Origin of the sequence: Niastella soli (assembly GCF_017742245.1) — a bacterium.
GTDB classification, from domain to species: domain Bacteria; phylum Bacteroidota; class Bacteroidia; order Chitinophagales; family Chitinophagaceae; genus Niastella; species Niastella soli.
This window is the reverse complement of the sequence record NZ_JAGHKO010000001.1, coordinates 1,368,851-1,381,340: the sequence shown is the minus strand read 5'-3', so window position 1 is coordinate 1,381,340 and position 12,490 is coordinate 1,368,851. Positions and strand designations below refer to the sequence as shown.

Below are 12,490 nucleotides of genomic sequence, written 5' to 3'. Positions count from 1 at the left end.
ACACGTTAGTACGAAGGAATGATTTAATTGTTTATATGTAGTGACTATTTGTAACTACCATTAAACAATTATCAGAATGTACCAGACTATTTATGAGTACAACGAGGTACATGCTTTCAGATATAAATTTATAAGTACAGGTAAGCGGGATATTGTTAAGGTAATTGAATTTACTCCTACCGCCACCTGCAATGTTTATAACCTGGCTTTTGGTGATCTGTTGACAAACGGTGAATTAGATGATTTGGCCAGGTCAAACAACGGGGATATCATCAAAATTTTTGCAACCATTATTGATGTTGTACGAACCTTTACAACGAAAAACCCATCATTTATAATTTATTTCAAAGGAAGCACACCTCAAAGAACATTGTTTTATAGCAGAATCTTAAAAACTTATTATCAATATTATTCTACAAAATTTGATGTGGTTGGCTATGTTGATACTAAAAATGGCCTTTTGGAGATTCCATTTGATCCTAATAGCAAGGATATGTATCTAGGTTTTTTAATTAAAAGAATTTAATTAAATTCGATATATGATCAGGAAAAAAACAGTTAAGAAGATATCTATAAAAAAAATTAAAAATAAGAGAACCATTATTGTGGAATCTATAGTGTCTGCAAAGGATACTTTATTTCCAGAAAAATTAAAGCAAGCAAACGAGTTTCTTGCGCAAATAAAGGATTCTCCATTTTTAAAATCTTCCCATAATCATTGATATGGAATAGGCATTGTAAGTGGGCACCCAGCACCCTTAAAAAAGGTTAATCTATGGAAAGGAGAAAAGCTATTAAGAAAATATCCATAAAAAAATTGGTAAGCAAGGACACTGTCATGGTAATCGAATCTATAGTGCCTTTAAAAGATACTTTATTTCCTGAAGAATTAAAGTCAGCAAACGAATTCCTAAAACAAATCGATCTGTCAGATTTTTTAAATTCTTCTAATAAGTGATCTTAGAATTTTGCATTCTAAGCGATCATCCCAATGCCTCCACCTATGCCCAGAAAAAAAAGATATAAGAGGATATCCATAAAGAAAGTGAGGAATCAAAGGACTGTTTTTGTGGAATCAATAGTGTCAGCAAAGGAAACTTTGTTCCCAGAAAAATTGAAACGGGCCAACGAAATACTTGCAAAAATCGATCTGACAGATTTTATTGATAATCCCCATAAGTATAGGTTTCCGAATACGAGTTCTGAGCAATCAGCCAAGAGCCCAGTTATGATCAGAAAGAAAAAAATTAAGAAAAGATCTGTAAAAGAGTTGGTTCCTAAGAATACTGTCATTGTAGTGAAATCTATTGTTCCTTCAGAGGATACCTTATTCCCTGAAAAATTAAAGAGAGCCAATGAAGTCCTGAAAAACCTCGACCTGAGCGATTTTTAAATTCTCCCCTTTAGTATTGATCTCTTGATAGGCAATTTCTACTATTTTCCTTTTATAAACAATTGCCTAATCTTTCATTAAATGCCTACTATACAGTAACTTCATAATGGTAATAAAGACCATTATCAATAATTGCGTACCGCCGGTCGCTTGCCAGTGTAATAATATTAAAAGTCAGAAGAAAACCGGACCATGAGTGCAGAACATCAACGACTTGCGGTTAACTCCACAAGGAAGATCCCTTTAGAACAATGGGGACCGTATTTAAGTGAAAGACAATGGGGAACTGTAAGGGAAGACTATAGTCCAAATAGCGATGCCTGGAATTATTTTACCCATGACCAGGCCCGTTTTCGCGCCTATCGCTGGGGCGAAGATGGGATTGCAGGTATTTCAGATTTCTTTCAAAACCTGTGTTTCGCCATTACTGTATGGAATGGAAAGGATTCCATTTTGAAAGAACGCCTGTTTGGGCTCGGTAACTACGAAGGTAACCATGGCGAGGATGTAAAAGAACTGTATTACCACCTCGACAATTTGCCTACGCACTACTACATGGAGTATTTATATAAATACCCACAACAGAAATTCCCTTATGACGACCTGCTGGCTGCAAACCGCCAACGCTCGCGTACAGAGCCGGAGTTCGAGCTTCTAGATACCGGGGTCTTTAATAATAATGAATATTTTGATGTAAATATAACCTACGCCAAACACAGCTCGAAGGATATAAGCATCAGGATCAATATTCATAACCATCATAACAAATCGGCAGAAATAACGCTGTTGCCTACCCTGTGGTTTTACAATCGCTGGAGCCACGATCCTTCGAAGAAAAAGCCAGCCATTTCATGGCGCGATAAGAACTCGGTAAAAGCGACCCATCACCGGCTCGGTACTTACTACTTATACTATCAAACGCCCAATAACATTCTCTTTACAGAGAATGAGACCAACTTTGAAAAGGTAAATGGCAAACCCAATTTGTCACCTTTTACCAAAGATGCATTTCATGATGCTATAATAAAAGGCGAGAACCTGGAGGCCTTGAAGCAAAAGAAATCGGGGACCAAGTTTGCACCGGTATATAAACTTCGTATACAGGGCGGTCGCTCAGAATCTATTTATTTGCGTCTTAGCAGTAAGCCCGTAGAAAATCCTTTTACTCCTGGTTTTGAAGAGATCTTTAGCCTGCGTAAACAGGAAGCCGATGAGTTTTATGCCAAGGTGCAGGGGAATGCACCCAATGCCGGACTGGCAAAAATTCAACGCCGGGCACTGGCCGGTTTATTATGGAGCAAACAATATTATCACTTCGATATAGAAAAATGGCTTACCAATGGTGACGGGCTTACTCCGCCGAGTCCTGGCCGCTTAACGGGCAGGAACAACGACTGGAAGCACCTTAAGAACCAGGATATTATTTGCATGCCAGATAAATGGGAATATCCCTGGTATGCGGCCTGGGACCTGGCTTTTCAGTGTATTCCCATGGCTATGGTTGATCCGGTTTTTGCCAAACACCAGCTTACGCTTATTATGCGCGAGTGGTATATGAAACCTGATGGGCAATTACCGGCCTACGAATGGAATTTCAGTGATGTGAACCCACCTGTACAGGCCTGGGCAGCGCTGGAAGTGTACCGTATTGAAAAAAAGCAAACCGGTAAAGGAGATATTCCTTTTCTGAAACGCATATTCCAAAAGCTTATCATCAATTTCACCTGGTGGATAAACCGTAAAGACTCCAATGGTAACAACATGTTCCAGGGTGGGTTCCTTGGGCTGGATAACATCGGAGTGTTTAACCGCAGTCACCTGGTGCATGGCGATATGGAACTGGAACAGGCCGATGGCACCAGTTGGATGGGGATGTATGCGTTGAATATGATGGATATGGCATTGGAGATTGCCATGCACGATACCTCGTTTGAAGATACGGCCACCAAATTCTTTGAACATTTTGTTTTGATTGCCGAAGCGCTGAATGAACAGGGTATGTGGAATCAGGAAGACAAATTCTTCTATGATACATTGTCTATTGCCGGTTCTGAACCACTGCATTTACGCATCTTCTCTATAGTAGGGCTCACTTCTCTTTTCGCCGTGTCGACCATTGAAAAGCGGATGCTTGATAAACTCGGTGATTTTAATAAACGCATCACCTGGTTCGAAGAGTACCGGAAGAAAAATAATAAGTACTGGCCCAATGAAGAAAAGCATGATGGTAAAAGTATTTTATTATCACTGGTACCAAAGGAAAGAGTCGTATTCTTATTACAACGGCTGTTAGATGAAACACAGTTCCTGGCACCATGGGGTATTCGTGCTTTGTCGAAGTATCATGAAACGCATCCCTTCTCGGTGAACATCCGGGGTATTGAATACAAGTTACAGTACGAACCGGGCGATTCCTCCTCTGATATGTTTGGTGGTAATTCTAACTGGCGCGGTCCGTTGTGGATGCCTATTAATTATATCATCATTCAATCTATTCGCCACTTTGGTGAATTTTATGGCGATGAACTGGTAGTAGAGTGCCCCATTGGTTCAGGCAAAAAAATGAACCTGGTACAGGTAGCCGAAGAATTAACACGCCGGTTGATCACATTGTTTCAACCCAACCAGCATGGCAAGCGGCCTGCACATGGCGCTTATAGCTGGTTCTATCAACGTTCTGAGAATGCGGATCTGGTTTTATTTTATGAATATTTTCATGGAGAAACCGGTGCTGGACTAGGCGCCAGTCACCAAACCGGTTGGACGGCCCTGGTAGCTGAGCTGGTAAATTCATTATCAACTGCAGTTCCGAAATAATACTCTTCAAATAAGACAAGGGCCCTCCCACACGACGGGAGGGCTTTTTTATGCATTCCCCACCCTGTTGCATGGCATAAACATTGCAAAACTGTTAGCGTACACGCACATATTATCTACATAAAAGGATGGCTATGAATAAATTATTTCTAGTGCCGGTTGTCCTTTTAGTATCTGCAACAGTTTTTGCTCAGAACGATTCTGCAAGCCTAACTCGCGATACGTTACCCAAAATACAGCCGGACAAAAAAGAAAGACCAAGAGAAGTATATAAGTTAAACCTGGGTGTTGATATACCGGTGACGGCTACCGGAACGGCATGGTCGTTATATGCATTTTCAAAAATCTATAGTAAAGACCCGTCAGATCCGGAAACAATTTCGGCGTTGAAGAAAAGCGATGTAAATGGTTTTGATCGCTGGGCCATACGACCCTACAACAAAAAAGTAGATCAGCTTAGTTATATACCATTCTATGCATCTATGCCTATGCCGGTGTTTTTTTTGTTCGATAACAAAATGAGAAAAGATTTTTTCAAATTGTCTTTTCTGTACCTGGAAGCAATGTCGATAACCGGCCTTCTTTATACAGGATCAACTTACTTTACTAACAGGTACCGCCCCTATGTGTATGCTGAAGAAACACCTATGGATTATCGTACGCGGGGTGGTGGTAAAAATTCATTTTATGCAGGGCACGTTGCCTTGGTGGCAACGTCAACATTCTTTTATGCACAGGTATATGCAGATTATCATCCTGATTCAAAAGCCAAGTGGGTATTTTATGGATTAGCTACTGCTGCTACCGGCTACACTGCCTATATGCGGCATCGCGGGGGATTGCATTTTCCTTCAGATATATTATTGGGGACTGTGCAAGGAACCCTGACCGGCTTGTTGGTGCCCCGCCTGCACAGAACAAAATGGATCAAAAATCCAAATCTCACTATTTTACCGTTTACCGGGCAGTCGCATGGATTAGCGGTATTGTATAAACTGTAAGTAAAATTCTACATAACAGAAAACTCGATTGGAAATTCTACAATCCCTGATACATTTTGCAATGCATTAGGGGTTAGTTCCAGCGCCATAAAAACTTCGGCTGGCACTTCAAAAGGCGGTCTGATGTTCCAACGGGTAGCGGGAAGAAACCCGAATTTTGGAAAATAGAATTCATGACCAAAAACAAACACAGCGGTGTAACCAAGAGCGGCTGCCTTTTGTAAACCGATAGTGATCAGTTTAGCACCAATTCCTTGTTTTTGGTAGCCTGGATGTACCACCATTGATGTTAAACCCAAACTTTGATAATGGTAGTCGCCATTGGTGATGGTGATCTCGGAAAATAAAATATATCCGATTAATTTATCATCTGAATAAGCCACTAGTGATAACTCAGGAATAAAATGTAATCCCTGGCGCACTTGATCAACCAGTCTGGCTTCATTCTCCTGCTCAAAAACTAATGTATTGAGTTCATATATCTCATCTATGTCGGCCGGTTGCTCAGGCCGTATTGAAATGTTCATTGTATTAGCATTACATAAGTTAATATACAAATTACGAACCACACTCTTTGTCTTGTCTGGTGCAATACAACAACGACTGCTACTATATAAGATAACGCAAAGCCGCGTTAAGTTGTATGTAAAGAATCAAGATTTTGTTAAGGGTTGATTAATGTATGTATACTTACGAGATGCAGACCTCTATAGATTTACATAGAGTAAACTACAACAATCATTTATACTTCCAAGGCAACTATTGATCTGGAGTAATCGTATTGTAAGTCCTCGTGCAGGTTGAGCAATGTTTTATTTATTTTCTCTAACTGGCTCTTGTATAAATTGGCAATGATGGTGTTTTTTTGAATAGGGATGCCTGCATCCTTTATGGATTGACAAAAATAAATAAGCAATTCAACCGTTGCCTGAGCAGAACCCGTATACCTGATGTGCTTGTTGATGATGCGTAGGATTTTACGCAGTGTTTTCTTTACGAAATACAGGTTGTTGTGGTTGATCTGTGCAAATTCCTGATCTACTTCTTTTTTAATTGATTGGATATAACCCGGTTCATCGTGCGCCTCAAATAACAGGTACGTTAATAACTCTTTATTTTCCTTTTTATATTTTGCCAGGCGCAAACATAATTCGGTTAATTCTGAAGCGGGCATATTCAGTAATTCCTGTTTCAGTTCATGAACGGTGGCGCTTTTCATAATTGCAAAAATATAGAATTTGGGGAGCTATAGTGTTTTTACAAACCCGGTCGACCGTGGTTCAAATCCCAGGTGTTTATAAAAGGCGTGGGCATCGATCCTTTCATTGCGGTTGCCGCTGTTTAAATAGATCTGTGTAATACCGTTTTCAACAGCCCAGTCGGTGGCTTTTTGTAATAGCGCTTTTCCCAAACCTATTTTACGGTATGCGTTATTAACCACCAGGGCGCCTACGCGGATGTACAATCCGTTTTTTTCAAAATAGATGTTCCGGACGAGGCCAATCATGCCGGCTACCTCGTTATTACAAATGGCCACCCAGGTAAGATAGTCGGTACTTGTTTGTAATAATGCAAACCGTTGCTCCATTTCTGCCACCGTAGTAGGATATCCCAGTTCGTTCATCAGGTTGGCCAGGGCGGGTACATCTTCTTTTGTTGCCAGGCGGGTGAAGGTTGAATTATCGTTCATGATGCTTAAATATACTCATAAAAAATACAATTACCTTTGCACTCTAATTGTAATCATGTCAACACTAACCATCACCACCATACAAAGCAATTTGCATTGGGAAGATAAAGCTGCCAACCTGCAACAATTTGAAGAAAAGATCAGGGCGTTGCAGCAGCGAACAGAAGTAGTAGTACTGCCCGAAATGTTCAGCACAGGGTTTAGTATGAATGCTGAAAAGCTGGCTGAAAAAATGGATGGCCCCTCAGTGGCGTGGATGAAAAAGCTGTCTGCAGAAAGAAAGATCATTCTTACTGGCAGTTTGATCATTGAAGAAGAGGGGAATTTTTACAACCGCCTGGTATGGATGTTGCCTAATGGACAATACGGCTATTACGATAAACGGCACTTGTTTGCCTATGGACAGGAAGACCAGCATTACTCACCTGGTCATAAGCGATTGATCGCTTCTGTAAAAGGCTGGAAGATCAATTTGCTGGTATGCTATGATCTGCGTTTCCCGGTATGGAGCAGGCAGAAACCTGCAGCCAGTTCCCTTGCCGATCTGGTAGCTTCGGAATTAGAAGCACGGGATTTGCCCATGCCACCACCTGAGGAGGCCGGCTCTTCTATAATTGACGCCACGCCCGAATATGATGTATTGATATATGTGGCCAACTGGCCTGAAAAACGGAACCACGCCTGGAAAACATTGTTGCAGGCAAGGGCCATAGAAAACCAGTGTTATGTAGTAGGCGTAAACCGCGTTGGTACAGATGGAATGGGTCATTACTATTGTGGGGATAGTATGGTGGTTGATGCTATGGGGGCTCCTGTATATACCAAATCGCATGACGAGGATGTTTTCACCATTACCCTGCAAAAAGAATCCCTTGAGGAGGTACGAAATAAATTACCATTTCTGAAAGATGCAGATCGATTTATATTAGCATAACGTTATCCATCACCCAACCAATTGAATTTATAACAATATGTCAGTAGCTTATACTAACGGGAAGTTATTCACAGGAGAAAAGATAGAAAGTAACAAAGCGGTTTTAACAGATAATGAAATTATAGTTGGTGTGGTGAATGCAAACGCCATTCCTTCACAATACAGGACCGAAGACCTGAAAGGGTTTACCCTGGCGCCAGCTTTTATTGACATGCAGATCTATGGCGGCAATGGCAAAATGTTCTCCCATGAATTATCGGTGGAATCATTAAAGGCTACTTATGAATATTGTTTAATGGGCGGTTGTGCACATTTTATGATCACCATGGCCACCAATACCATCGAAAAATTCCTGCAGGGGTTTGAAGTGGTTCGTGCTTACTGGCAGCAAGGAGGAAAAGGCTTACTCGGGTTACATTTGGAAGGACCTTATATAAACCCGGTAAAAAAAGGCGCACACCTGGAAGCCTGTGTTAAAAAACCAACCATTCCGGAAGTGACCATGTTACTGGAAAAAGGAAAGGATGTGTTTAAAATGATGACCCTTGCGCCCGAAGAATGTGAGGAAAGTATTATAAAACTATTACAGCAACACAATATCATTCTTTCCGTAGGACATTCCAATGCTACCTACAAACAGGCAATGGACGCGTTCAATAAAGGCATACCTGCCGCTACGCATTTATTCAATGCTATGTCGCCATTACAACACCGCGAGCCAGGTGTGGTGGGGGCTATTATGAATCACTCCAAAGCTATGAGCAGCATTGTTTGCGATGGAGTGCATGTGGATTATGCGGCCGTACATATTGCCAAAAAAGTATTGCAACAACGCCTTTTTTTTATTACCGACGCCGTAGCTGAAACCACCAGCGGCGAATACCAGCACCTGTTTCGTGGCGATCGTTTTGCATTGCCCGACGGTACTTTATCAGGTTCATCTTTGACCATGCTGCAATGTGTAAAGAACGCCGTTAACCATGTTGGTATTCCTTTAGAAGAGGCTTTACGCATGGCATCGGCATATCCGGCACAATTGATGGCCAATAGCATGCTGGGTAAAATGGAAGCCGGTTACCGGGCTGACTTTGTAGTATTTGATGATGCATTAGAACTGCAGCGGGTTTATTGCTGAGCCACGCCGATCTTATGCATGATAAGACGGCGAATGACAGCCGCTTTGGGGTCTATTCCCCGGCGAATGGTTTCCTGGGTGGGCGACACCTGAATATCAGGCATAATGCCCCGGCCTTCTTTTACAAGGTCTTTATCCATTACCAGTCTGAATTTGGGCAGTCTGAAACGAACTTTGGTGTTAGGGAGGGTAACATCGGGGATCATCCAGGCTGTATTACCATAGGCGCCCCCACCCGTTTCTTCCCCTATTACTTTTACATTCGACTGGCCCTGGAGGCTTTTTACAAACAAGGTAGTGGCTGAAAAAGAATTACCACCGGTAACGAGGTAGATATCCCCGTCGAAATGATGCTTTTTCTTTGGATGGAAAAAGTGGCGTTCAAAGTAGCCGAAGTGATAATTACCGTCTTTTTCTTTATGGGTTACAAACTGGGTGAGTGACCAGTAGTAAGGTTGCCAGGAAATATATTTATGATATTTACTGCTTCTTCGAACGGCATAAAGAGAATCAGCGAGTTTGAACTTCTTATCGGCCAGGTAGCGGGTTAAAAGCGTGGAAAGGCCTGCATCGCCACCACCATTGGTGCGTACATCCACCACCAGGTGTTGAATATGCCGGCGGTCCAGTTCACGAAAAGCTTTGTGCCAGAATGAGCGTAATTTATTCCCCCGTGCAAAGGTGTGCACCGTCATATATGCGGAAGACAAGGTAGTATCAATTTGAACATAACGGGAAGCGAACTGGAGCTGATTGTGACCACCTTCTTTTGGTGGTTTGGTAGCAGGCTTGTTAGTAAAAGTTCCTTTTTTTGTAGTGTCTTTCACCGAAGGGTCGAACACCGGCACACTAACCGTTTTTTCAGTCCCCGTGCTATCGACATAGGTAACAGCGACCTGGTCTTTCAAACCCATTACATTCCTATAGAGGCTACCAAAGGCGCCACTGTTGCTAAGGCTTTGATACTTACCGTTTATACTGTTGCCGTCGCCAGAAATATAATTCATGAAGGAATCGGTAAGCTGACGGGTTCTATATCCGTCGATGGCGGTAACCATGGTGCCGTATTTCAGGATAGAGTCTCTTCTGTTGATATTGGCAGTAATGACCATGGAATCGCTCCAAACTTTAAAACTCAGCGGGAACATCTTTATATTGGCGGTGTCGAGGTATTTGCCGTATTGTTTGGAATATTTTACCGCCGTATGCCCGCAATGGATCTTGCTTACCACATAGGAAAGAATATTACGGAACTGAACTTCGGTCATGGAGTCGTTGAGATGACGATATCCATCATCGAAATAGTAATCCATACTGTCTTTGGGGGTGAACCAATACAGGCTGGGGTGCGATTCTTCCAGCACCTTGCGAAAAACGGTATAGTCCTGCTGTAACTGTTTTTTCGGGTACTTATGTTGAGGATCAAAAGTTTGGCGTGATGCAGAGCAGCCAATAAGGCCTGAAATACATACAGCAAAACAAACGTAGGCTAACTTCTGCATCATGCTTTCCACTGGTTTATTTTTTAAAAGCGTTCCATCCCTGTGCAGTGATGGGATGAACCTGACCGCCTTTGGTATTGATTTTCACACCTTCACTGGCATCGGTCATATAGCCAATGACACTGATCTGTTCATTTAAAACGATCTTTTCATAATCAGATTGCTTCATAGTGAACAGTAATTCATAATCTTCGCCGCCACTTAATGCACAGGCAGTTGGGTCTATTTCAAATTTAAAGGCTGCTTTACGCATTTCTTCGGCTATGGGCAATTTTTCTTCATACAATACGCACCCAAGCTGGCTTTGTTCGCAAATGTGGAGTATTTCAGAACTGAGGCCGTCGCTAATATCCATCATAGACGTAGGCACAATGTTGTGTGTTTCAAGGAATTCTATAGTTTCTTTACGGGCTTCTGGCTTTAACAGGCGGCCAATTACATAGCTTTCGCCTTCCAGGTCGGGTTGTACCTGTGGATGTTCGAGGTAAATTTGTTTTTCGCGTTCCAGGAACAGCAGTCCTACATAGGCCGCGCCCAGGTCGCCACTGCAACAGATAAGATCGCCTTTTTGGGCGGTGTCCCTTCTAACATATTTACCGGGCGTTACTTCACCGATAGCTGTTACAGAGATCACAAACCCTTTTTGAGAAGAACTGGTGTCCCCACCCACGAGGTCGACCCCGTATTTTTCGCAAGCCGCGTAAATACCTTCGTAAAACTCGCTGAGGGCTTCCACGCTGAAACGGTTGCTGAAGGCAATACTTACAGTTATTTGGGTGGGCGTGGCGTTCATGGCGTATATATCGCTCAGGTTCACCACCACGCTTTTATAGCCCAGGTGTTTCAAGGGCGTGTACATGAGGTCGAAGTGAATGCCCTCAACCAGCAGATCGGTGGTAATAACGGTTTGTTTGCCAAAATGGTCAATAACGGCTGCATCGTCGCCTACTCCTACGATGGAGGACGCGTTCTGCAGTTCTATATTTCTGGTAAGATGTTCAATTAATCCAAATTCGCCCAGGGAACTTATTTCTGTTCTGCTTTCGCTCATGGTGCTGATGATGTTATCTTTTAAAATAAATAGCAATACTCTGCTTTCGCCTGGCGAAAGCAGAGCGGAAAAAGACCAATAAAGTTATCGAATTATTCGGCAGGTACCCGATTGAAGCCTTTTAAACCTTGTCGTTCACCCATTTTAACAGATCGTCGTGTATTTTACCATTGGTAGCGGCGATGTGCGGCTGATAGGGTGAATACGGATTACCTTCAAAATCAGTTACTTTACCACCAGCTTCTTCAACAATTAAATAACCGGCGGCGCTGTCCCAGGCATTTAATTTATGTTCATAAAACCCATCGAAACGGCCGGCTGCCACCCAGCAAAGGTCCATTGCGGCGGAACCGAGACGGCGAACAGGTACACCTGCCCTGATGAAGCGGGAAAATGCCTCCAGCGGACCATTCGGGACATTCACATATGTATAAGGGAAGCCGGTAACCAGGCATGATTTCATCACATCACTTTCCATGCTCACATGAATAGACTCCCCGTTGAGGGTAGCGCCTTTGCCTTTTTCGGCGAAATAATATTCTTTAATGAATGGGTTCAATACCGCGCCCATGATCATAGTGCCGTTGTGTTCCAAACCAATAGAAACGCAGCAAATGGGAATGCCATGGGCAAAGTTTACCGTACCGTCAATAGGGTCGATGATCCATTTGTATTCGCTGTCCATTTTTATTTCACCCGCTTCTTCGCTTAATATAAAGTGATCGGGGAACTGCGATTTAATGGTTTCAAAGATGGCTTTTTCAGAAGCGTGGTCGGCTTCAGTTACCAGGTTGTTGATACCTTCCTTATTGCTGATCAGCAGGCTTGTTGAGTTGAAGTAATGTTGCATTACTTTGGCGCCTGCTTCGGCGGCATTTATTAAAGTTTCTTTTAACATGGCGCAAAGATACGGTGTAACTGGTTGGACCGGTTACCCGGAAATACAATGGTTAATCAACTAGAAACT

The 12,490-nt window shown here is 42.5% G+C and carries 13 protein-coding genes; 7 read left to right on the top strand and 6 right to left on the bottom strand.

Features of this window, described 5'->3' with window-relative positions; all coding sequences use genetic code 11:
• Positions 1-76 precede the first annotated feature (76 nt).
• From J7I42_RS05570 to J7I42_RS05550, 5 genes are all read left to right on the top strand, one after another.
• On the top strand, positions 77-526 hold the full coding sequence (locus J7I42_RS05570; RefSeq protein WP_209137781.1) for a DUF6934 family protein: 450 nt from the start codon (positions 77-79) through the stop codon (positions 524-526).
• 13 nt (positions 527-539) lie between these two features.
• The gene (locus J7I42_RS05565) at positions 540-722 is read left to right on the top strand and encodes a hypothetical protein (protein ID WP_209137780.1); all 183 of its coding nucleotides are present in this window, start codon (positions 540-542) and stop codon (positions 720-722) included.
• A 281-nt stretch (positions 723-1,003) separates the two neighbouring features.
• The gene (locus tag J7I42_RS05560; protein WP_209137779.1) at positions 1,004-1,393 is read left to right on the top strand and encodes a hypothetical protein; all 390 of its coding nucleotides are present in this window, start codon (positions 1,004-1,006) and stop codon (positions 1,391-1,393) included.
• A 192-nt stretch (positions 1,394-1,585) separates the two neighbouring features.
• Positions 1,586-4,210, top strand: a complete 2,625-nt coding sequence (locus J7I42_RS05555) for an MGH1-like glycoside hydrolase domain-containing protein (protein ID WP_209137778.1) — start codon at positions 1,586-1,588, stop codon at positions 4,208-4,210.
• Between the two features lie 134 nt (positions 4,211-4,344).
• A complete protein-coding gene (locus tag J7I42_RS05550; protein WP_209137777.1) occupies positions 4,345-5,211 on the top strand; it encodes a phosphatase PAP2 family protein in 867 nt (288 codons plus the stop codon).
• An 8-nt stretch (positions 5,212-5,219) separates the two neighbouring features.
• Here J7I42_RS05550 and J7I42_RS05545 read toward each other — a convergent pair whose 3' ends face one another.
• The 3 genes from J7I42_RS05545 to J7I42_RS05535 all read right to left on the bottom strand — a co-directional run bounded on the left by J7I42_RS05545 (position 5,220) and on the right by J7I42_RS05535 (position 6,901).
• The gene (locus J7I42_RS05545) at positions 5,220-5,738 is read right to left on the bottom strand and encodes a GNAT family N-acetyltransferase (protein ID WP_209137776.1); all 519 of its coding nucleotides are present in this window, start codon (positions 5,736-5,738) and stop codon (positions 5,220-5,222) included.
• Positions 5,739-5,953: 215 nt separating this feature from the next.
• The gene (locus J7I42_RS05540; RefSeq protein WP_209137775.1) at positions 5,954-6,430 is read right to left on the bottom strand and encodes a hypothetical protein; all 477 of its coding nucleotides are present in this window, start codon (positions 6,428-6,430) and stop codon (positions 5,954-5,956) included.
• Between the two features lie 27 nt (positions 6,431-6,457).
• On the bottom strand, positions 6,458-6,901 hold the full coding sequence (locus J7I42_RS05535; RefSeq protein WP_209137774.1) for a GNAT family N-acetyltransferase: 444 nt from the start codon (positions 6,899-6,901) through the stop codon (positions 6,458-6,460).
• Positions 6,902-6,956: 55 nt separating this feature from the next.
• Between J7I42_RS05535 and J7I42_RS05530 the strand changes: the two genes are divergently transcribed.
• Together J7I42_RS05530 and nagA are read left to right on the top strand one after the other, a co-directional pair.
• Entirely contained in the window at positions 6,957-7,835 is an 879-nt protein-coding gene (locus J7I42_RS05530; protein ID WP_209137773.1) for a nitrilase family protein, read from the top strand.
• Positions 7,836-7,872: 37 nt separating this feature from the next.
• Complete coding sequence (gene nagA, locus J7I42_RS05525) at positions 7,873-8,970, top strand: N-acetylglucosamine-6-phosphate deacetylase (RefSeq protein ID WP_209137772.1); 1,098 nt, start codon at positions 7,873-7,875, stop codon at positions 8,968-8,970.
• Here the strand turns inward: nagA and J7I42_RS05520 are convergent.
• From J7I42_RS05520 to J7I42_RS05510, 3 genes are all read right to left on the bottom strand, one after another.
• Positions 8,961-10,475, bottom strand: a complete 1,515-nt coding sequence (locus J7I42_RS05520) for a S41 family peptidase (protein ID WP_209137771.1) — start codon at positions 10,473-10,475, stop codon at positions 8,961-8,963. The two genes, nagA and J7I42_RS05520, sit on opposite strands and share 10 nt — an antisense overlap.
• A 13-nt stretch (positions 10,476-10,488) precedes the next feature.
• Positions 10,489-11,559: a thiamine-phosphate kinase gene (thiL, locus tag J7I42_RS05515; RefSeq protein ID WP_209137770.1), complete on the bottom strand. Its 1,071-nt coding sequence runs from the start codon at positions 11,557-11,559 to the stop codon at positions 10,489-10,491.
• 85 nt (positions 11,560-11,644) lie between these two features.
• Complete coding sequence (locus J7I42_RS05510; RefSeq protein WP_209137769.1) at positions 11,645-12,421, bottom strand: inositol monophosphatase family protein; 777 nt, start codon at positions 12,419-12,421, stop codon at positions 11,645-11,647.
• Between the last annotated feature and the right edge of the window lie 69 nt (positions 12,422-12,490).